Source organism: Kitasatospora cheerisanensis KCTC 2395 (genome assembly GCF_000696185.1).
GTDB lineage: Bacteria > Actinomycetota > Actinomycetes > Streptomycetales > Streptomycetaceae > Kitasatospora > Kitasatospora cheerisanensis.
In genome coordinates, this window is sequence record NZ_KK853997.1 from 1,712,568 (window position 1) to 1,731,269 (window position 18,702).

Consider the following 18,702-nt stretch of genomic DNA (forward strand, 5'->3'; position numbering starts at 1 on the left):
CGACTGCCCCGGCGTGTCCGGGTGACGTCGCCTGACGGGCCGCCGACTGCCCCGGCATGTTCGGCTGACGTCGTCTCAGGCGCCCGGCCTGCCGTCGGCGAGGTGGTCGCCGAGAGGGGTGCGGTGGTAGAGGACCCGGCGGCCGAGCCGGGTGCGGTCAACCAGGCCGGCGTCGCGCAGGACGGCCAGGTGGCCGCCGACCGTGCCGACGGACTGGTCGAGCAGGGCGGCGAGTTCGCTGGTGGTGGCGGGGGTGTCGAGGTGGCGGAGGATCACCGCGCGGCCGGTGCCGATCAGCCGGGCGAGCGCCCGGTCGCCGTCCGGCGCGGCTTCCCGGGCACCCGTCCCGCGGGCGGGGTAGACCAGCGCGTACGGGCGGCCCGGAGCCTGGCAGAGCCAGGAGCTGCGGTGCGCGCTGATCGGGACGAACAGCATGCCGTCCGCCCCCACCGTCCGGTCGGGGCCGGGGCGGTCGCTGAACCGGATCGCGTCGCTGCCGACCCACGCGCTGCGACGGTTCATCAGGTGCAGGGCGCGCGGCCAGCCGTGCGCGGCCAGCAGCCCGGCCCGGTGGGTGACGTCGCGCAGCAGGACGGCCCGGCGGGCCGGCCAGTCGGCGGCGACGTGGGTGTCCCAGGCCACGCGGAACAGTTCGGCGGCCCGGGCACCGTGATCGCGGCCGGTGAACCAGTCCAGCTGCCGCTCCTCCCAGCTGTGCGCCAGCGACATCCGCACGCCTTCCGCCACCACCTCGTCCGGCACCCCTGCCACCTCGGCGAGTTCGGACTCGATGGTGGTGTCCATCCCGCCGCCCGGCGGCACCACCAGGTGGTCCGGCAGCCACTTGGTGGCGGAGATCAGCGCGACCAGCCCCCGCGCGTACGGGTCCGCCCGCAGCCGGGCGTGGAACTCCCCACGGTGCCGGGCGTGCCACTCCGGGTTCCACGACTCGGCGGCGGGACGGGCGAGTTGAACGATCGCGGCGAGGGTCTCGGCGAACGGCGACAGGGCGAACCGGGAGCGCGACAGCGCCAGCGAGTCCAGCCTCAGCATCACCATGGCGAGCTCTGCCCTTCCCCCAGGTTTCGGTGAACGGCGAAACAATAGAGGCCCGGCGGCCCGGCCTCGCACACTCTGCGGGTGCTTCCACCACTCCTTCACCACTCCGGCTTCCGCTGGTTCTTCACCGGCCGGGCGATCTCCCTGCTCGGCAGCGCGATGGCGCCGGTGGCCCTGGCGTTCGCGGTGCTCGACGGCTCCGGCCGGGCCGCCGACCTGGGCGTCGTGCTCGCCGTGCGCACGGTTCCCATGCTGGCCTTCCTGCTGCTCGGCGGCGCGGTCGCCGACCGCCTGCCGCGCCGCACCGTCCTGCTCGCCACCCACCTGGGCGCGGGCCTCACCCAGGGCCTGGTCGCGGCCCTGCTGCTGACCGGCCACTACGCGCTCGGGCCGATCGCCGCCCTCGAGTTCCTGAACGGCCTGCTGACGGCGTTCACCTCGCCCGCGCTGGTGGGCCTGCTGCCCGAACTCGTCCCGCGCGAGCAACTGCGCCCCGCGAACGCCCTGTTGGGCATCGCCTCGAACGGCAGCAAGGTGTTCGGCCCGGCGCTGGCCGGGCTGCTGGTGGCGAGCGCCGGCCCCGGCTGGGCGGTGGCGGGCGACGCGTTCAGCTACCTGCCCGCCGCGCTCTGCCTCGCCCGCCTCCCGGCCGGTCGGATCCACAGCCGACGCGCCTCGCTGCTACCGGAGTTGCGAGACGGCTGGGCGGCGTTCCGGCGCACCCGCTGGGTGTGGTGGACGACCTGGTCCTACTGCGCGACCAACCTGCTGCTCACCGGCCCCTGGCAGATCCTCGGCCCGCAGCTCTCCGGGCCCGCCCTCTGGGGCACCCTGCTCGCCACCCGCGGCGCCGGCCTGCTGCTGGCGGGCGCGGCCCTCTACCGACTGGCCCTCCCCCGCCTGCTCGCCGCCGGCCAACTCGCGGGCCTGACGCTGCCGTTGCCGCTGCTGGCGCTCGGCCTGCACGCCCCTGCGCCCTGGCTGCTGGCCGCCGCCCTCACCGCCGGCCTCGGCAGCGCCCTCGCCGCCACCGCCTGGGACACCTCGCTCCAGGAGCACCTGCCGACCGACGTCCTGTCCCGCGTCTCCTCGCACGCCGACGTGTTCTCCTACCTCGCCATCCCCCTGGGCCAGTTGGCCTGCGGCCCGCTCGCCGCCCAGTACGGCGCCCACTCCCTCGCCACCGCCGCCGCCCTTACCCAGGCCGCACTGACCCTGCTCCCGCTGCTCTCGGCCTCCGTCCGCACCCTCCCGCACGGGAGGCTCGCCTGACCTCCGGTCAGAATCCCCGGGCCGCGGCCACCCGGACGGCTACGACGAAGCCCGTGCCGCAGTCCGGGCACGCCGACTCCCCGAACAGCCGCCGCACCGCCCGCGCCACCGCCGGCCACCCGTCCGCCGTGGCCCGCCGGAACAACCGGGCTCCCACACCGTCGAGTTGACCGAGCGCGGCGGGCCGGATCGGCGCCCGCACCGGTTCGCCGGGCAGCGAGTACTCGGCGTCGACGCAGTGCGACCGCTCGGTGCCGAGCTCGACCTCCAGCAGCAGGCCGCACCAGGGGCAGCACGCCTCGAACTCGCCGGTGTGCAGGCCGTCCAGCGCGCGGTCCCAGCACACGGCGCCCTCGAAGGACAGCAGGCACTGGAGCAGCAGCACGTACTCCTCCCGGTCGGCCGCCCGCCGCAGCGCCCCGTCGGTGAGCCGGTGCAACTCGCCCACCGGGCCGGCGAGTTCCTGCAACGGTCCGTCGGTGTCGGGGGCGCAGGAGGCGATCGCGGCGGCGGCCGACAGCACCGGGGTGAGCCGGTCCGTCCCGTCGCAGGCGGCCGCGATCTCCGCCAGCCGGGGCAGCGCCGCCCAGCTCGCCGGGTGGACGGTGTCGAGCTGCGGGCACAGGTGGTCCATCAACTCCGGCCAGTGGCGCGCCGGTTCGGCGGCGAACCGGTCCAGCAGGGCCGACAGGTGGCCGGCCGGGCCGGCCGCGCCGGTGAGGGCCGACCGGGCTGCGGCCATCCCCTCCTGGTGCCCGCCGGTCATGCGTACCGCACCAGCAGGCCGTGCCGGTAGCGGGCGGTGCGGTCGAGGAAGGCGCGCAGGGCGGCGTACTCGGCGGCGAGGTGCTCGAAGGCGTGCGGGTCCGTCCACAGGGAGGCGGGGCCGAGGCCGGCGGCGGCCAGGTCGGCGGGGGTGCGGTCCGCCGCCAGCGCGTCGAACGGGAGGTCTGCCAACCGGCTTGCGACGGCAGCGACTTGCTCGGGGGTGAGCAGCCGGGGCGGCCCGTAGCCGCCGTCCTCGTCGTCGGGGAGCGGCCGCTCGCCGTGGACGAGGTCGGCGGGGAGGTCGTGGCGGGCGAGCAGGTGGGCCAGGCCGGGCCAGGCCGTCCCGGTGCGGTGGCAGCGCCGTTCGGCGGGCGCGCACCGTTCGTCCTGCTCGGCCCGGTCCGCGCCGAACCGGGCGGCCCAGCCGGGCTGTTGGAGGGCGCGGTCGATTTCGGCGGGCGAGAGCCGGAGGTAGCTGCCGAGGATGCTCATGCGCGGCATCCTGGCAGCCGTCGGCGACAGCGGGCCGAACGGCCCGGGCTCAGCGGCCCGGGCGGGAGGAGCGGCGGCGCACCGCGAGCACGATCAGCCCGCCGAGCACCACGACCGCGCCGAGACCGCCGAGGACGATCGCGGTGGTGCTCTCGCCGGAGTCGTCGGACTTCTCGCCGGTCGCGCCGGCCGCCGGCGACGGCGAGGGGGTGACCGTCACGGTGAGGGTGGCGGCGACGCTCGGCGTGGGCGCGGCGGAGGTGGCGGCGCCCGTCGGCGCCGCGGCGGGCAACGGGGTCGCGCCGGCCGCGGCGGGGCGCAGCGCGAGGACGGGGCGGGGTGCTCGGGCTTGCTGTCGCCCTGCGGGATCTCGATCCACCGGTCGGTGTGGCCGTCCGAGTAGTCGACCAGGGTCTTGAACACCACCGAGGTGGTGGCGGGGAGTTGACGGAGCTTCACGGAGTACTCGGCGGCGGCGCCGGGCGCGAGGGCCGGTCCGGCGACCGTCCAGCCGTCGGCGGTGGCGGTGTACGTCCAGCCGTCGGGGGTCTTCACCGGCGTGACGTCGGCGGGGGTGAGTCCGGTGGGCAGCGTGACCTTGACGTCCTTGATGCCCGCGGTGGAGGACTCGCCCTCGGCGGAGAAGGTGACGGTGGCATCGACGGCGAGCGCCTGCGCCGTCGAGGAGTTGACCTCGACGTGGGCGGCGGCGGTGCCGGCCGTCCGAGGGCCAGGCCCAGGGTGAGGAGGGCCGTCAGGACGTGGCGGGGCGCTCGCGGTCGCTGCATGGAGGGGACTCTACCGGTCTCGGGCGGTCAGGCGGCCTCGAACGGCGGCATGGACCTCGGCTTCCTCGGCGGGGTCGGCGGCCAGTCGGCGCAGGCGTTCCAGGACCCGGGCGTCGCCGGTGGTGGTGACGTGCGTGGCGGCGAGCTCCCGGGTGGTCTCCTCGCAGTCCCAGAGGCATTCGACGGCCGGGCCCTCCCCGAAGTACGGGTCGGTGACGGCGAGCGCCTGGGCGGCGCGGCCGCGCAGTTCGGAGGAGGCGGCTTCGCCGTAGACGTGCCGCAGGGCGGGCACGGCGGCGTGGGCGCGGAGCCGGCCGATGCCGTCGACGAGACTGCCGAGGGCGGTGCCGGTGACGCCGTTGAGGGAGATCCACTGGTGGAGTGCGGCAACCACGAGCGGGGCGTCGCAGGGTTCGCCGGCGTCCGCGAGGAGGCGGACGGCGGCCTGGCCGAGGGCGCTGTCGGCACTGCCGGTGGCCGGGTCGGCCCAGCGGCGGGCGTGCGCGAGCGCCTCGGGACCTCGCATCCGGCCGAGCAGTTCCAGCGCGGTGGCGACGATCCGGTGGTCCAGGTCGGCGGCGGCGGCCTCGATGTGCTCGGCGGCGGCCGGGTCGCGCTGCTCGACCAGGTGCCGGAGGGCGGCGCAGCGGGCGCCGGCCGGGCCGCCGGCGGCGGCGGCGCGCAGCAGCGGCGCGTCCTCGGGGCGGACCACGGCGGTGAGGCAGCGGGCGGCCGCGGCGGCGCGCCGGGCGAGGGCTCCGGGTTCGGCGCCTTCGCCCTGGTCGGCCCAGGCGAGGACGTCGGTGGTGGACCAGCCCGGGGTGACGCCGGGGCGGTTGAGCTGCCGCTGCCACAGGTCGAACGGCGACTGCTCGCTCGCGGTGGCGACCCGGGGGTGGTGGACGGCCCACAGCCGCCACACCCTGGGCTCGTACGCGGCGCGGATCGCCTCGCGCAGTTCGGCGTCGCCCTCCGGTCCGGTCGGGAAGCGGCTCAGGACGGCGGGAGCGAGGCCGAGCAGGGCGTCGTCGGTGTCGCGCAGGGCGAGTTCGTCGAGGGCCCAGGCCCAGTTGGTCCCGGTGGTGGTGTAGGCGCGCAGCAGGTCGAGGCGTCGCGGCGGCCGTAGCCGGCGAGGTGGCCGAGCACGGCCAGGGCGAGGCCGGTGCGGGCCTCGTCGGTGTCGGTGGCGTCCTCGGGAGCGGTGAGGTGGAGTTCGAGGCCGGTGAGGGGGGCCTCCAACTCCATGTAGAGCCGCGCGTAGTACAGGGAGCGGTTCTCGACCTGCCAGTCGGCGCGGGGGTCGTTGGTCACGCAGCTCTCGACGGCGGCGATCGCCTCGTCGCGGTCTGCGGCCAACGCATGCAGCTGCCCGTCTCCGCGGCCTCTCTGGAGGAGGCCGAGGAGGCTGGCGCTGGGCGCTATCACTGGCTCGAACATGAGGTCAGCATCCGTTGCGGCGGTCGTCGTGGCAACGGGATTTCCGTCGCCGGGGTCGGTTGGCACAGCTCAGGCGCCCGGGCGCCGGAATCACCGAAGGTTACCGCCTGGGGGGCCGATCCGCACACAGGGCAACGGATTTCCGCAGGTGCGGCCAGGTCGAGCCGGGTCCGTCCGTACCGGATCGACCGGTTCCGGACGTCGCGCGGGGCGCCGCGGCGGGCACCGGCCGGCCCACCGCGGCGGGCGCCCGCCGGGCGGCCTCAGATCGGCCGGGCCGCGCCGGGGGCGGGGAGCGCCTCGCGGATCCGGTCGCGCAGTTCGGCGACGGCGGGCAGGCCCTGGTGGCGGGCGGAGAGCCGGTGCATCTCGCGCAGCCGGTCCCAGGTGCGCTTGGAGGAGGTCTGGTGGATCGAGCCGAGCGCGCGCCCGGCCTGGGCGAGGGCGGCGTCGGGGTCGCCGGCGATCCAGTGGACGGAGGCGAGGGTGATCCGGTCGAGCAGCGCGGAGCGCTCCCGGCCGGTGCGCTGCCGGAGCCGGATCGCCTCCGTGGCGTGGTGCACGGCGGACGGGGCGGCGCGGGCGTCGTGTTCGGCGAGGGTGCGGTACACCAGCGCCTGCATGCCGTGCAGTTCGGCCTCGTTGAACAGCTGCATCCAGCTGGGGACGGGCCGGTCGGTGTCCTCGGCGAACAGTTCCTCGGCCTCGCCGAGGGCTCGGCGGGTGGCCTCGGAGCGGCCGAGCGAGGCCAGCGCCCAGGCTTCGACGGTGCTCAGCATGGCGCGGGTGCGGGGCAGCGCGCCGTCGGCGGGGCGGGTGCCGGCCCGGGCCAGCTGCATGAGTTCGAGGGCTTCGTCGGCGCGGCCGAGGTGGAGCATCTGGCGGGCGGCGCGGGAGACGGCCTCGCCGGCCCGGGGCGGTCGTCGGCCTCCCGGGCGGCCTGCGCGGCGATCACGAAGTAGCGCTGGGCGGTGGGTTCGAGGCCGACGTCGTGGGACATCCAGCCGGCCAGCACGGCGAGGTTGGCGGCGACCGTCCAGAGCCGGCGTTCCAGGGCGGCGGGGTGGTGGTGGGTGAGGAGGCCGCCGACCTCGTTGAGCTGGCCGACCACGGCCTTGCGCTGGAGCCCGCCGCCGCGGGAGGCGTCCCAGGCGCGGAACACCTCGACCGAGCGTTCGAGGGCGGCGACTTCGTCGGGTCCGACCGGGCCGGGGTCGTAGGCCTCGACCAGCGGGCGGGGGCCGCCGCGGGTGAGGACGTGGCGGGGCCGGGCCGGGCGGCGGCTTCGGCGACCGCGCCGCCGGTGAGCCAGTCGTGCAGGTTGTCGGCGATCATCGCGCCGGCCGCGAGGGCGGCGGAGGCGCCGACCAGTCCGCGTCTGTTCAGCATGAGGTCCATTCCCGTGAACTCGGTGAGGACCGCGGCCGTCCGATCCGGTGCCCCTGGCTCCGTCGGCGGTGCCGCCGTGCTGCCGGACCTGGTGGGCCGGTGTCGTTCGAGACCTAAGTCCTCGGTGGTGACGACACGGCCGAGCCGCTCGGTGAACACGGCGGCCAGCACCCTCGGCACCGGGTCGCGCGGGATTTCGCCCTGCTCGATCCAGCGCCGGACCCGGGAGGTGTCGGTGGACAGTTGCTGCTCGCCCAGTGCCGCTCCCCGCCGGTTGACCAGCCTCGCCAGCTCGCCCTTCGACCATCCGGTCAGGGCGAAGTGGTCGGCCAGTCTGGTGTTCGGCCCCCTGCTCAACTGAAGCCCCCAGGTTCCTCGGCTGGCAAAAACCCTAGTGGCTCTGTCACATGCCAGAAGCCCATTCGCCATGGTTCGCCAGGGTCCGCCAGATGGTGTGCCAGTGCCGATCGGGTGTCAGGTAGATATGCGCCACCCCGACTTCGCTTCGGGACGGCCCCCGACCGGCCCGGATGTCCACCCGACGGCCCGTCAGGAGCCGTTCCGGCAGGAGCGGTTCGGGGGGTGGCGCGACCGGGTGGCGCGGCGGCACCGGGCATGGCACGACGGTCGGATCGGACGCATTTCCCCAGGGTGCGGACGGTCCGGCGGTTCGGCTCCGTGCCCGGCGCCCGCGCTCCACCCGGCGGCCCGACCCCAGATCGTCCGGGCCCCGTGAAGCTTTGCCGCCGGTCAAGGAAGGACCCTCACCCGCCCATGTACTCCACAGCCAGCACCGGTACCCGCCCGACAGCCCCGACCGGGGTGGACGGCGCGGCCGCGCGCCCGTCACGCCCCGGTCTGCGCCCCCCGACCGCCGGCGCGGGACGGCCCGCTCCGCGCGGGACGGAGGTGCGCGACCCGCGCGGGCGCACCACTCTGGTGACCCGTCCGCTGCCGGAGCAGCTCGGCCGGCTCGGGCGTCCGATGCCGGGCCGGGGCGGGGAGGCGTTCGTGGACCGGGTGGATCCGGCCGCGCTGCAGACGCCGGCGGTGCGTGCGGTGCTCGCCAACGTCGCGCGGATATGTCCCGCGTTCCTGCCGCGCCAGGTGCTGCGGGAGGGCAGTCGGCACATCCTGGTCGCGGGCACCATCGGCCGGGCCCCGGTGGTGGCCAAGTGCCTGGCGCCGGGGGCGCTGCGCGGTCCGGGGGCGGAGCTGCTGGTGGAGCGGTTCCACCACGAGGTGGCGGTGTACCGGGCGTTCGTGCGGCACCGTCCGCCGGTGCGGCTGCCGCGGCTGGTGGCGGCGGACCACGACCGCTGCGTGCTGGTGCTGGAGCGGGTGCCGGGCCGTCCGGCGGCCCGGGAGCGGCACCCGGTGAACGCGCCGACGCCGGGCGAGGTGCGGGCGGTGCTCGGCGCGGTGCGCACGCTGAACCTGTGGCGGCCACCGACGGACGTGTTCGGCAAGCCGATGGACTACCAGACGGAGATCACCCGGTTCCACTCGCTGGGCCTGCTGACCGACCGGGACGCGGGCGACATGCGCGGCCTGCTGCACGGCCTGTCCTCGGTGCCGTGGCAGCTGTGCCACGGTGACGCGCTGCTGGGCAACATGCTGCTGGCGCCCTCGGGTCCGGTGCTGGTGGACTGGGAGCAGGCCGGCTGGTACCTGCCGGGCTACGACCTGGCGGTGCTGTGGAGCGTGCTGTCCGGCGACACCGCGGCCCGTCGGCAGATCAGCCAACTCGCCCAGTCCGGCGGCACCTTGGCGCGGGACGCGTTCCTGGTGAACCTGACCCTGGTGCTGATGCGCGAGCTGCGGCTGCACGACCTCCCGGGCGCGGGCGAGGAGCAGCGGATCATGATCCGCCGGCTGTTCGACGACGCGGCGCTGGCCCGCCGCGCGGTCCGCGCGGCGGTCGGCACCCGCTGACGGCCGGTCAGTCCCCCAGCAGTGCTTCGCCGAGGGCGTCCAGGACGGCGTCCTCGGCGGGCAGTTGGGCGCGCAGGCTGAGGGTGTCGCGCAGGTGGCGCTCCAGCGGGTGGCGGCGGTCGAGGCCGGCGCTGCCGGTGAGGGTGAGGGCCTGCTGGACGGTGTCGGCGGCGGTGCGGGCCGCCAGCAGCTGGACGGCGGGCGCGCGCTCGGCGGCGGCCGGGTCGGTGTCGGTCCGGGCGGCGAGGCCGTGCACGAGTTCCTCGGCACCGGTGAGCCGGACGTCCAGCTCGCCGATCGGCCGGCGGTGCGCGGTGCTGCCGCGCAGGCGGCCGGCGGACCAGTCGAGAGCGGCCCGGGCGGTGCCCAGCAGGACGGCGGTGAGGGCGAGTTGACGCCAGGCCGCGGCGAGCGGCCGGCCGGCCGGGGCGGTGCCGCGGGGCAGCAGGGCGGCGTCGGTGCCGACCCGGGCGGCGTCCAGCAGGACGTCGTGGCCGGCGGCGGCGCGCAGGCCGAGCTGGTCGGCGGCGGGGTCGATCTCGAGTCCGGGGCTGTCGGCGCGGACCAGGAACACGCCGGTGCGGGGCTGCTGTTCCTCGGTGCGGGCCTCGACGGCGAGCCAGGCGAGCGCCTCGGCGCCGGGACAGTGCGCGGCGCGGCCGGTGAGCCGCCAGGCGTCGCCGTGCCAGTGGGCGGTGACGGCGGGCGGGCGGCCGGGCTGGGCGCGCAGGGTGCCGACCAGGGCGGGTCCGCGGCGGGATTCGGTGAGCAGCCGCCGGTAGAGCGCGGCGGGCCAGGGCGCGGTCCTGGCCTGTTCCGCGTGGTGCAGCAGGGTGTGGGCGGTGAGCAGGGCGACGGAGGCGTCGCCGCGGCCGAGCCGGGCCAGCACCCGGACGGTGTCGGCAAGTCCGGCGCCGGGTCCGCCGTAGCGCTGACCGACCGTCAGGGTGAGCAGTCCGGCGTCGTGGACGGCTTCGACGCCCTGGTACGGGAAGGTGCCGTCGCGGTCGTGTTCGGCGGCGCGGGCGGCGAGCAGGTCGACCACGCGGGGCAGCCGGTCGAGGGCGGTCGCGACCCCCGGTCCGTCGGCGGCGGGCACGGTGGCGGTGGCGGGTTCGACGGCAGGGGTGTGCGCGGGGGTGCGGGGCATGGCGGCGGGCCTCCGGGCTGGCGTGGTGGTCGGGCGGTCCTGGTCTCCGGGGAAGTTCAGGACGCCGGACAGGCCGCGCCGGCGGTGCGCCGGAGGTCCACGTGCAGGCGGCGGGTGAGCAACAGCGGCCGGGGCATCGGGCGCCTAGTCCTGCTGGAACATCTCCGCCGGAAGCGGCTTGAGAAGCTGGTAGAGGTCGTCCGAAATCGGTCGGTCCCAGGAGGCGATGGTGACCTGGACGTCGTCGCTGCGCCCGAACTGGGAGCAGTACAGGCGGCCTTCGCTGACCTTGACCTTCCGGACGATCAGCAGGTCGTCGCCGAGCATGACCGGGAAGTCCTCGGCGGAGACGAACTCCACCGGCTCGTCGTTCTCCAGCGCGGCGAGCAGTTGGCGGACCTCGAACGGCACGCCGTCCTCGCTGTCGCGGGCGGGTGAGCCCTGCGGGACGTTGCCGATCAGCATGGCCGGGCCGCGGCCGCCGAGCAGGTCGTAGCGCAGGAAAATGCCTTGGCAGGAGCCGTCCGTGCCGGCCATGATCATGGCCCCGAACAGGCCGGGCCAGTCGCCCGGGTCCATCGCCAGGACGTCGAAGTCCGGGCCGGCGGGCTGTCCGGAGCGACGGCGGAGAAATGACATGGGCCCATCGTACGTGCCCGGTGGGCCGGGGCCGGTGAGCGGGTCCGCGATCAGGCCGGGATCTACGCTCAGGGACCAATGTTGACTCTGAGCAACCGTCCGGGCTACGTTCGGTTCAGCACGACGGCCGCTCCGGGCGAGATCCACGGGGTGCGGTTTGTCGCAGCGTGCCTTGCGCGCATTCCCTCACTGCGCACGCGGTCGTGTGAACTGTCGTGTGAACTCACGAGCACCATTTGCTGATTCAATGGGTCTTCGCCGTTGCGGGAGCCTGCGGTCGACGCGGCAGCGCCCGAGCGGTCGGAGTCCCGGTCGAAGCGGCACACAAAGCCATATGGAATACCGAGCCAGGTCCGCGGGGCCCTCATGCCGTCGCGTTCGCGGACCTTGCCCGGATCACCGCCGCGTGGGGGCGTGCGGAATCCGGGTCTCGGCCCTGTCGGGAGGTAGCTCTTCCCGGTCGGGCCCGCTCCCGTCGCGACGGCTGCCGCACTCCGTGCGGTCCAGGGTGGGAGGGCCCGTCATCGGCGCCGGTGACGGGCAGCACAAGCGGGCGCCGTGCCAGACCGCGTGGGGGCGGTCGGCACGGCGTCTGCCTGCTCTTACTCTCTGGCAGGCTTGTCGAGCAGTCAACAAGTTTCGGCCCATCAGAACTCTTTCGTAACCTCGGCGTATGCCCGCCCGTCACCTTCCCGAACGGTTTCGACGGGTGCGGACCAGGGCAGTCCGGGCGTACCGGTCACCTCGACAACGGCCGAAATCCGGCTCCGTGCGGCCGATTTCGGCACCGGGGGGGCCGATTCGGCCCGGGTGGTACCGATTTCGGCCCCCGCTGTGCGGGTTTCAGCCCGCCGGCTGCCGGTACGGGTCGAATTCGCCGTCGCGGGCGCCGAGGACGAAGGCCCGCCATTCGGCGGGGGTGAAGATCAGCGCCGGGCCGTCCGGCTCCGCGCCGTTGCGCATCGCGATGTACCCGTCGACGAAGGCGATCTGCACGCCGTCCGGGTCGTCGCCCGCGGACTGCCACTCGGCGCCGCTCACGTCCAGTTCGATCTTGCGCCGGTCCGCCGCCTGTGCCGCCATCCTGCCGCTCCGTCCGCTGCCGGTGTGTTTTTCCGAGTGGCCAGCGTAGCGACGGCGGGCGGCCGGGTCGGCGGTTCGCGGCGGGTCTGCCCCGCGGGTGGTGGAGATGGTCCGATCCGGCCGTGTCCGGCCGACACCTGTGCTAAAGGCAGGCCGCCGGGGCCCGTTCGGGGTAGGGATGGGTGACGAGCAGTCAGCCACGCACCGGGAGCAGCCGATGGACCAGCGGGACGGCAGCCGCGCCGACGTCATCCCGATCACCACCGCGCCGTCCGCCCCGCCGGTGGGCGCCGCCACGGGCACGCTTCCCGCGCCGACGGTGCCGCGGCCGTCCCGGCCGACCGGGCACGGGCGGGTGGGCGTGGTGCTGGTCTCGCACAGCCACGAGGTGGCGGACGCGGTGCGGGCGCTGGCCCTGGCGGTGGCGGAGTCGGACGATCCGGCTCCGGTCGCGTCGACCGGCGGCTCGATCGCGGACGGCCTGGGCACCAGCGCGGTGCTGGTGGCGACGGCCGCCCGCCGGGTCGACCAGGGCCACGGCGTGGTGGTGCTGTGCGACCTGAACGGCGCGGTCGAGACGGTGCTCGCGCTGCTGACCGACGCCGACGAGCACGGCCTGCCGTTCCCGGTGCGGTTCGCCGACGCCCCGTTCGTGGAGGGCGCGGCCGCGGCGGTGGCGACCGCGACGGCCGGCGGCGACCTGGCGGCGGTGCTGGACGCGGCGGAGGAGACCGCGCGTCGGCCGAAGCGCTGAGGCGCGCATCGACCGGTCGTCGTAGCGGAACCGGCCGATGGGCCGGTTCGGGGCCCGCCGGGCGGGTTTTCGGCCCGGCGGGGCGGGGCCGCGGCTAGAGTCTGGCCATCGGCCCGGTGGGGGGATCCCCGGCCCGGCGAAGGGGTGGTGGGCGGCGGTGCGAGTGGTGATCACCGGCGGGGCCGGGTTCATCGGGGCCAATCTGGCCCGGGAGTTGACGGCCCGTCCGGAGGTGGCGGAGGTCCGCGTGGTGGACGACCTGTCCACCGGCAGCAAGGCCAACCTCGCGGGGGTGGACGTCACCCTGTTCGAGGGCACGATCCTCGACCCGGCGCTGCTGGACGCGGCGTTCACGGGCGCGGACGCGGTGGTGCACCTCGCGGCGCTGCCGTCGGTGCCGCGCTCGGTGGCCGCGCCGCTGGCCAGCCACCACGCGAACGCCACCGGCACCCTGGAGGTCCTGGAGGCGGCCGCCGGGCCGGCGGCCTGTACGTGGCGGCGGCGTCCTCCTCCTCGGTGTACGGCGCCAACCGCGAGCTGCCGAAGCGGGAGTCGATGCGCACCGCGCCGATGAGCCCGTACGCGGTGTCCAAGCTCGCCACCGAGGCCTACCTCGGCGCGTACCACCACTGCTACGGCCTGGGCGTGCTCCCGCTGCGCTTCTTCAACGTCTTCGGCCCGCTCCAGCCGGCCGGCCACGCCTACGCCGCCGTGGTGCCGGCCTTCCTCGACGCGGCGCTGCACGGCCGGCCCGTGACGGTGCACGGGGACGGGCTGCAGAGCCGCGACTTCACCTATGTCGGGACGGTCGCGCAGGTGCTCGCCGAGGCCGTGCTCCGGCGGGTGGTCAGCGCCGAGCCGGTGAACCTGGCGTTCGGCACCCGCACCACGCTGCTGGAGCTGATCGCGCTGCTGGGCGAGGCGCTGGGCGAGCCGGTCGCCGCCGAGCACGTCGACCCGCGGCCGGGGGACGTCCGGGATTCGCAGGCCGACAACTCCCGCCTGCGCGAGCTGTTCCCGGAGGTCCGGCCGGTCCCGCTGGCGGAGGGGCTGCGGCGCACCGCGGCCTGGTTCCGCTCGCTCTGAGGCGCACCGCGGCCTGAATCGGCTCGCTCTGCGGCGCCCTGATGCGCTGTCGGCGCGAACTGCCGTTCCGGGGCGCGCCGTTGCGCGCCCCGGGGTCGCCGGTCACGGCCGGGGCGGCTCGAAGTACGTCGTGCTGCTTCCGGCCAGCGCCAGCTTGATCCGTTCCTGCACGGACGCGTCGACCTCCGGCAGCGCGTCCGGGTGGAACCAGCCGACCTCCAGCGACTCGTCGTCGTTCACCCGCGCCTCGCCCGCCAACGGGCGGCAGCGGAAGGTCAGTTCGAGGTACTGGGCGCGGTCGCCGTTCGGGTAGTCGATCACCGGCGAGACGGTCACCGCGGCCAGCGCCTCCGGCCGCACCGTCACCCCGGTCTCCTCCAGGCACTCCCGGACCGCCGCGTCGGCCGGCTGCTCGCCGGGATCGATGATGCCCCCGATCAGCGCCCACTTGCCGTTGTCCGCCCGCCGGCCGAGCAGCACCCGCCCGTCCTCGTCCACCACCACCAGGGTGACGGCGGACAGCCACAGCGGCCGATGGCCCACCAGCTCGCGCAACTCGGCGAGAAACACAGGAATACCCATGCCGCCGAGCCTATGCGGCCGGCCGCTCCCCCGGCGTCGGCGCATCGGGCCGGCGCATCGGGCGTCAGCGCATCGTCGGGCCTCAGCGCATCGGGCGGGCCTCAGCGCATCGGGCGGGCCGGGGCGCCGATGACGGTGGTGCGCGCCGGGACATCGCGGGTGACCACGGCGCCGGCGCCGACGAAGGCCGCGGGGCCGACGGTGCGGCCCTGGAGGACGACCGCGTTGGAGCCGACGGTGGCGTCGTCGTGCAGCAGCACCGCGCCGGAGACGTTCGCGCCGGGGTAGACGGTGACGCGGGCGCCGAGGCGCGCGTCGTGGCCGACGGTGGCGTTGTAGTGGACCTGGCTGTGCGGGCCGAGGGTGACGCTGCTGGAGAGGTGCGCGCCGCCCATCACCAGGCAGCCGGCGGCGAGTTCGGTCTCGGGCGCGACGATCGCCCGCGGATGGACCAGGGTGGCCGGCAGGCCACCGGCCGCATCCAGCACCCGGGCGAGCCGGGCCCGCACCGCCGGGTCCGCGATGCCGATCAAGTAGGGCGCGCCGTGGGGCAGTTCGGCCGGTGTGCGGACCGGCAGTCCGCGGACCTGCTCGCCGGCGAGCCGCTCGTCCAGGAACCCGGCGACCGGCACGCCCGCCGCGATCGCCACGTCCAGGGCCTCCCGGCCGACTCCCCCGGCGCCCGCGATCCACAGCATCCGTTCCGCTCCCGTTCGCTCGCCGACGCACCGTCAGGCGGCCGTCGTCGCCGCCCCGTTCCGGACCTTACGGCAGCCCGGGCGGCCGCGGGACGCCCCGCGCCGCCCGGGCGAATCGTTCCGTCAGCCGCGCAGCTCCTCCCGGGCCAGCCGGGGTGCGGTCGCGGTGGCCTGCCGGGGCAGCACGATCCGCGCGGCGGGCACGGCCGGAACCGCGGCCGGGGCCGGCGTCTCGGCGGGGGCCGGCGTCTCGGCGGGGACCGGGAAGCCGGGGTTCACCCCGCCCGCGGCGGTGATGCCGGTGGGGCGCAGCAGCATCCGGGCGGTGCCGACCAGGATCCGCAGGTCGAGCAGCAGGCTGCGGTGCTCGATGTACCAGAGGTCGAGTTCGATCCGTTCGGGCCAGGTGATGGAGTTGCGGCCGCGGATCTGCGCCCAGCCGGTGAGGCCGGGGCGCAGGGCGAGGCGGCCGCGCTGCCGGGGCGAGTAGTGGACGACCTGTTCGGGCAGTGTGGGGCGGGGGCCGATGACGGCCATCTCGCCGCGGACGACGTTCCACAACTGCGGGAGTTCGTCGAGGCTGGTGCGGCGCAGCAGCGCGCCGAGGCGGGTGATGCGCGGGGCGTCGGGTTCGTCCTCGTAGCGCTTGTCGCGCATGGTGCGGAACTTGAGGATGCTGAACTCCTGGCCGTGGCGGCCGGAGCGGGTCTGCCGGAAGATCACCGGTCCGCCCATGGTGGCGCGGATCAGCAGGGCGATCACCAGACCGAGCGGGACGGCGATGATCCCGGCCAGTGCGGCGACCGCGAGGTCCCCCCCTCGCTTCATTTCTCCCCCAACTGGATGTGCTGCGTCGTGGTGGTGTGGTGGGCCCCTGCCGGGGCGGGTGGCGGGCACGCCGGCGGGCCGGCGTGACGACCGTGCTGCTGCTGAGCGGTGCGGCGGTGCGGCGGTGCACGTGCTTCGGTGCAGGTGGCGCTGTGCCGTTGCTGCCGAGCGGTGACGGTGGCGCTGTGCCGTTGCTGCGGTGACGGTGGTGCTGCGGTGACGGTGGTGCGGGTGGCGCCGGGTCAGTCGGTGGTCCAGGGCAGTCCGCGTCGGCGGGCGACGGCGGCGTAGGTCTCCAGGGAGGTCCGGGCGACGGTGCGCTGGTCGAACCGGTCGAGGGCGCGGCGGCGGGCCGCCGCGCCCAGGCGTATCCGCAGGGGTGGTTCGGTGAGGAGCCGGTCGAGCGCGGCGGTCAGGGCCGCGGCGTCGGCGGCGGGGGCGAGCAGCAGGTCCCGGTCGTGGACGCCGATCTCGCGGCAGCCGCGGATGTCGCTGAGCACCATGGGCAGGCCGCTGGCGGCGGCCTCCATGCCGGAGCGGGAGAAGCCCTCCCGGTAGGAGGGCAGCACGAAGACGTCGAGCGCGGCGTACACGGCGGGCATGTCGTCGCGGCTGCCGAGGAATTCGAGTCCGGCCTCGGCGGCGCGCAGCGCGTCGGGCTTGTCGGGGTCGTCGGGTCCGATCCACACGAACCGGGCCTTGCCGGCCAGGGCGCGGGCGGCTTCGGCGTACTCGCGGATGCCCTTCTCGGCGACCCGTCGGCCGACTCCGCCGACCAGCAGTTCGCCGTCCCGCACGCCGAGCCGGTTCCGGAGCCGGGTGCGAAGCTCGTCCCGGGCGGGGCCGGGGGCGGGGAAGCGGTCGAGGTCGACACCGTTGCCGACGACCCGGGCGCGGTGCGCGGGGACGCCCCAGCGGGCGAGGGTGCGGTGGTCCTCGGCGTTCTGGTACAGCTCGGCGTGCGAGAACCGGGCGGCGAAGGCTTCGGCGCCGAGCACCAACAGGCGCTTGGCGAGCGGGTCGTGGGCCTGCGCCCAGAGTCCGTGGCAGGTGTTGACGACGACCGGGACGCGGGCGAGCCGACCGAGGATCCGGCCGAGGACGCCGGTCTTCGGGTTGTGGGTGTGCAGCACGTCGGGCCGGATCTCGCGCAGCGCGGCGAGCAGTTCGCGGGCGGCGGCGAGGTCGGCGGCGGGCTGCCAGGCCCGGGTGAGCGAGGGCAACGGCCGGTGCTGGACGCCGAGTTGCTCGATCCGCTGCCGGTACGGGCCGGGGGCGCTGAGACCGTACGTCTCCAGGCCGTGCTCGACGTCGACGGCGAGTTCGGTGGCCAGCAGCAGGTGCAGCGACATGTCGACGGTGGTGAGGTGGGCGACCCGCAGGGGGCGTCCGTCCTCGCCGCGCAGCCGCAGGGGCAGCCGGTCAGGCACGGGCGCCCACCGCCTTCGCACCGGCCACGATCCGGGCGTAGGCGCGTTCCGGGATCAGCCGGCCGTACAGCTTGGCGCGGAAGAAGTCGATCGGGTCGGTGCGGCGGACCGGGACGCGGTGGAACCGGACCCGGTCGAAGCCCGGCAGGTTGCGGCCGACCCGTCCGGTGGCGCTGGTGCGGAAGCGGGCCCGCAGCGCGGCGTCCATGTGCGGGACGGGCGTTCCCCAGGTGTAGGCGAAGTGGCGCGGCCGGGTGCCGAGGTGTTCCTCGACGTCGTCGCCACAGGCGTCGAGTTCGCTGGTGGTGAGCAGCGCGGGCCGGGCGTGGCTGCGCGTGTGGTTGGCGACGGTGCACAGCCCGGAGGCGGTCATCTCGCGCAGCTGGTCCCAGTCGAGCCCGGTGGCGGGGGCGCCCTTCGCGGTGGAGCCCTCCCAGCGCATCGGGCCGCCGACCATGCCGCTGGCCAGGTAGACGGTGAACGGCAGGCCGCGTTCGCGGAGGATCGGCCAGGCGGTGTCGTAGGTGTCGGCGAAGCCGTCGTCGAAGGTGAGGACGGTGCTGGGGGTGCGCAGGCCGGCTTCGAGCCGGTCGGTGGCGGTGTCCAGCGCGACGACGCGGCCGGGCGGGAGCTCGGCGAGCAGGTCGGCCTGGGCGGTGAAGTCCGCCGTGGCGAGGTCGAGTTCGTCGGCGGTCCCGCCGCCGACCCGGTGGTAGATGAGGACGGTCGCGCCCTCCCCGGGAACGCGGCCGGCCGCACGGGCCAACTGCTGTTTGACCTTCGTCCTGATGCCTGTGGCGGCGCCGGCAGTGGTCGCCATGACTCCCCCTCGCGGCGCCCCCGCACCGCACCTGATGACTCCCCGGCCCGCGGCTGCCGCGGGCGATGCGTTTCACAGTAGGGGGAAGTGTGCTTCCAGTGCCGTGGAAACGTGAAAGAAGTGCGGAGGTAGGCCGAAAATCAGCCGGTCTGACCGGAGCTGTCCGCCCGGGGCAGCGGGGCAGCGGCGTCAGGGGGTGGCGCGGCCGCCCGGGCGGAGCAGCGCCAGGCCGATCCGGACCAGCAGCAGCACGCCGGCGGCGAGGCACCCGACCACCGCCATCACCCAGGCCGGGCCGTCGCCCTCCGGGACCAGCACGGCCACCACGATGCCGAGCGCCACGCAGCCCAGGCCGACCAGGGACAGCAGCAACTGGTGGCGGCGCAGCGCGCAGCCGCCGAACACGGTGGACCAGCGCGTAGCGGCGCGGTCACGGGGGGTGTCTGCCATGCCTACCACGGTAACCCGGGGCCGGGCGCCGGACCACGGCCC

At 75.6% G+C, this 18,702-nt stretch carries 20 protein-coding genes and 2 pseudogenes; 5 read left to right on the forward strand and 17 right to left on the reverse strand.

The features are described from left to right. Nucleotides 1-75: 75 nt before the first annotated feature. The gene (locus KCH_RS07700) at nucleotides 76-1,059 is read right to left on the reverse strand and encodes an ArsR/SmtB family transcription factor (RefSeq protein ID WP_035860564.1); all 984 of its coding nucleotides are present in this window, start codon (nucleotides 1,057-1,059) and stop codon (nucleotides 76-78) included. An 81-nt stretch (nucleotides 1,060-1,140) separates the two neighbouring features. Between KCH_RS07700 and KCH_RS07705 the strand changes: the two genes are divergently transcribed. After that, nucleotides 1,141-2,331 (forward strand): MFS transporter, encoded by a 1,191-nt coding sequence (locus KCH_RS07705; protein WP_035860566.1) that lies wholly within the window; start codon nucleotides 1,141-1,143, stop codon nucleotides 2,329-2,331. Nucleotides 2,332-2,338: 7 nt separating this feature from the next. Here KCH_RS07705 and KCH_RS07710 read toward each other — a convergent pair whose 3' ends face one another. The 6 genes and pseudogenes from KCH_RS07710 to KCH_RS07730 all read right to left on the reverse strand — a co-directional run bounded on the left by KCH_RS07710 (nucleotide 2,339) and on the right by KCH_RS07730 (nucleotide 7,562). Further along, a complete protein-coding gene (locus KCH_RS07710) occupies nucleotides 2,339-3,073 on the reverse strand; it encodes a hypothetical protein (protein ID WP_035860570.1) in 735 nt (244 codons plus the stop codon). 20 nt (nucleotides 3,074-3,093) lie between these two features. Further along, nucleotides 3,094-3,591: a YfbM family protein gene (locus KCH_RS07715; RefSeq protein ID WP_035860573.1), complete on the reverse strand. Its 498-nt coding sequence runs from the start codon at nucleotides 3,589-3,591 to the stop codon at nucleotides 3,094-3,096. Nucleotides 3,592-3,640: 49 nt separating this feature from the next. Beyond that, on the reverse strand, nucleotides 3,641-3,811 hold the full coding sequence (locus KCH_RS41095; RefSeq protein ID WP_157031943.1) for a hypothetical protein: 171 nt from the start codon (nucleotides 3,809-3,811) through the stop codon (nucleotides 3,641-3,643). Next, nucleotides 3,808-4,146 carry a DUF1775 domain-containing protein gene (locus tag KCH_RS37045; RefSeq protein ID WP_051652857.1) on the reverse strand — a complete coding sequence of 113 codons (339 nt, stop codon included), beginning with the start codon at nucleotides 4,144-4,146 and terminating at the stop codon, nucleotides 3,808-3,810. The genes KCH_RS41095 and KCH_RS37045 overlap by 4 nt, the downstream gene beginning before the upstream one ends. 243 nt (nucleotides 4,147-4,389) lie before the next feature. After that, nucleotides 4,390-5,816 (reverse strand): annotated as a pseudogene (locus tag KCH_RS07725) (HEAT repeat domain-containing protein). 263 nt (nucleotides 5,817-6,079) lie between these two features. After that, nucleotides 6,080-7,562, reverse strand: a pseudogene (locus KCH_RS07730) (DNA-binding protein NsdB). A gap of 417 nt (nucleotides 7,563-7,979) precedes the next feature. Here KCH_RS07730 and KCH_RS07735 point away from each other — a divergent pair. Then, nucleotides 7,980-9,140 (forward strand): aminoglycoside phosphotransferase family protein, encoded by a 1,161-nt coding sequence (locus KCH_RS07735; RefSeq protein WP_425268741.1) that lies wholly within the window; start codon nucleotides 7,980-7,982, stop codon nucleotides 9,138-9,140. Between the two features lie 7 nt (nucleotides 9,141-9,147). Here KCH_RS07735 and KCH_RS07740 read toward each other — a convergent pair whose 3' ends face one another. The 4 genes from KCH_RS07740 to KCH_RS07750 all read right to left on the reverse strand — a co-directional run bounded on the left by KCH_RS07740 (nucleotide 9,148) and on the right by KCH_RS07750 (nucleotide 12,012). Beyond that, the gene (locus tag KCH_RS07740; protein ID WP_084223361.1) at nucleotides 9,148-10,290 is read right to left on the reverse strand and encodes an acyl-CoA dehydrogenase family protein; all 1,143 of its coding nucleotides are present in this window, start codon (nucleotides 10,288-10,290) and stop codon (nucleotides 9,148-9,150) included. Between the two features lie 56 nt (nucleotides 10,291-10,346). Continuing rightward, nucleotides 10,347-10,427: a putative leader peptide gene (locus KCH_RS47095; protein ID WP_341869173.1), complete on the reverse strand. Its 81-nt coding sequence runs from the start codon at nucleotides 10,425-10,427 to the stop codon at nucleotides 10,347-10,349. Nucleotides 10,428-10,434: 7 nt separating this feature from the next. Beyond that, on the reverse strand, nucleotides 10,435-10,929 hold the full coding sequence (locus KCH_RS07745) for a hypothetical protein (RefSeq protein ID WP_035860576.1): 495 nt from the start codon (nucleotides 10,927-10,929) through the stop codon (nucleotides 10,435-10,437). An 843-nt stretch (nucleotides 10,930-11,772) separates the two neighbouring features. After that, on the reverse strand, nucleotides 11,773-12,012 hold the full coding sequence (locus KCH_RS07750) for a DUF397 domain-containing protein (protein WP_035860578.1): 240 nt from the start codon (nucleotides 12,010-12,012) through the stop codon (nucleotides 11,773-11,775). A gap of 217 nt (nucleotides 12,013-12,229) precedes the next feature. Between KCH_RS07750 and KCH_RS07755 the strand changes: the two genes are divergently transcribed. From KCH_RS07755 to KCH_RS45890, 3 genes are all read left to right on the forward strand, one after another. Then, on the forward strand, nucleotides 12,230-12,766 hold the full coding sequence (locus KCH_RS07755) for a PTS-dependent dihydroxyacetone kinase phosphotransferase subunit DhaM (protein WP_084223363.1): 537 nt from the start codon (nucleotides 12,230-12,232) through the stop codon (nucleotides 12,764-12,766). Between the two features lie 157 nt (nucleotides 12,767-12,923). Then, a complete protein-coding gene (locus KCH_RS45885; RefSeq protein WP_279635839.1) occupies nucleotides 12,924-13,340 on the forward strand; it encodes an NAD-dependent epimerase/dehydratase family protein in 417 nt (138 codons plus the stop codon). Further along, a complete protein-coding gene (locus KCH_RS45890) occupies nucleotides 13,259-13,852 on the forward strand; it encodes an NAD-dependent epimerase/dehydratase family protein (protein ID WP_279635840.1) in 594 nt (197 codons plus the stop codon). Before KCH_RS45885 ends, KCH_RS45890 begins: the two co-directional genes overlap by 82 nt. Before the next feature lie 102 nt (nucleotides 13,853-13,954). On the opposite strand, the gene KCH_RS07765 is transcribed toward KCH_RS45890, so the two are convergent. The 6 genes from KCH_RS07765 to KCH_RS07790 form a co-directional block, all read right to left on the reverse strand. Continuing rightward, nucleotides 13,955-14,434, reverse strand: coding sequence for an NUDIX hydrolase (locus KCH_RS07765; protein ID WP_035860581.1), 480 nt, complete (start codon nucleotides 14,432-14,434; stop codon nucleotides 13,955-13,957). A 101-nt stretch (nucleotides 14,435-14,535) separates the two neighbouring features. Continuing rightward, complete coding sequence (locus KCH_RS07770) at nucleotides 14,536-15,132, reverse strand: NeuD/PglB/VioB family sugar acetyltransferase (protein ID WP_035860584.1); 597 nt, start codon at nucleotides 15,130-15,132, stop codon at nucleotides 14,536-14,538. A 123-nt stretch (nucleotides 15,133-15,255) separates the two neighbouring features. Continuing rightward, nucleotides 15,256-15,960 (reverse strand): sugar transferase, encoded by a 705-nt coding sequence (locus KCH_RS07775; RefSeq protein WP_035860587.1) that lies wholly within the window; start codon nucleotides 15,958-15,960, stop codon nucleotides 15,256-15,258. Between the two features lie 242 nt (nucleotides 15,961-16,202). Continuing rightward, nucleotides 16,203-17,390, reverse strand: a complete 1,188-nt coding sequence (locus tag KCH_RS07780; RefSeq protein WP_051652859.1) for a glycosyltransferase — start codon at nucleotides 17,388-17,390, stop codon at nucleotides 16,203-16,205. After that, a complete protein-coding gene (locus KCH_RS07785) occupies nucleotides 17,383-18,210 on the reverse strand; it encodes a polysaccharide deacetylase family protein (protein ID WP_035860591.1) in 828 nt (275 codons plus the stop codon). The genes KCH_RS07780 and KCH_RS07785 overlap by 8 nt, the downstream gene beginning before the upstream one ends. 189 nt (nucleotides 18,211-18,399) lie before the next feature. After that, entirely contained in the window at nucleotides 18,400-18,660 is a 261-nt protein-coding gene (locus KCH_RS07790) for a hypothetical protein (protein WP_157031944.1), read from the reverse strand. Nucleotides 18,661-18,702: the final 42 nt, after the last annotated feature.

Bases quoted from the DNA above. Each gene is read 5' to 3' on its own strand.
- KCH_RS07700 (WP_035860564.1), bottom strand. From the start codon at position 1,059: ATGGTGATGCTGAGGCTGGACTCGCTGGCGCTGTCGCGCTCCCGGTTC.
- KCH_RS07710 (WP_035860570.1), bottom strand. From the start codon at position 3,073: ATGGCCGCAGCCCGGTCGGCCCTCACCGGCGCGGCCGGCCCGGCCGGC.
- KCH_RS07715 (WP_035860573.1), bottom strand. From the start codon at position 3,591: ATGAGCATCCTCGGCAGCTACCTCCGGCTCTCGCCCGCCGAAATCGAC.
- KCH_RS07735 (WP_425268741.1), top strand. From the start codon at position 7,980: ATGTACTCCACAGCCAGCACCGGTACCCGCCCGACAGCCCCGACCGGG.
- KCH_RS07740 (WP_084223361.1), bottom strand. From the start codon at position 10,290: ATGCCCCGCACCCCCGCGCACACCCCTGCCGTCGAACCCGCCACCGCC.
- KCH_RS47095 (WP_341869173.1), bottom strand. From the start codon at position 10,427: ATGCCCCGGCCGCTGTTGCTCACCCGCCGCCTGCACGTGGACCTCCGG.
- KCH_RS07745 (WP_035860576.1), bottom strand. From the start codon at position 10,929: ATGTCATTTCTCCGCCGTCGCTCCGGACAGCCCGCCGGCCCGGACTTC.
- KCH_RS07750 (WP_035860578.1), bottom strand. From the start codon at position 12,012: ATGGCGGCACAGGCGGCGGACCGGCGCAAGATCGAACTGGACGTGAGC.
- KCH_RS07755 (WP_084223363.1), top strand. From the start codon at position 12,230: ATGGACCAGCGGGACGGCAGCCGCGCCGACGTCATCCCGATCACCACC.
- KCH_RS07765 (WP_035860581.1), bottom strand. From the start codon at position 14,434: ATGGGTATTCCTGTGTTTCTCGCCGAGTTGCGCGAGCTGGTGGGCCAT.
- KCH_RS07770 (WP_035860584.1), bottom strand. From the start codon at position 15,132: ATGCTGTGGATCGCGGGCGCCGGGGGAGTCGGCCGGGAGGCCCTGGAC.
- KCH_RS07775 (WP_035860587.1), bottom strand. From the start codon at position 15,960: ATGAAGCGAGGGGGGGACCTCGCGGTCGCCGCACTGGCCGGGATCATC.
- KCH_RS07785 (WP_035860591.1), bottom strand. From the start codon at position 18,210: ATGGCGACCACTGCCGGCGCCGCCACAGGCATCAGGACGAAGGTCAAA.
- KCH_RS07790 (WP_157031944.1), bottom strand. From the start codon at position 18,660: ATGGCAGACACCCCCCGTGACCGCGCCGCTACGCGCTGGTCCACCGTG.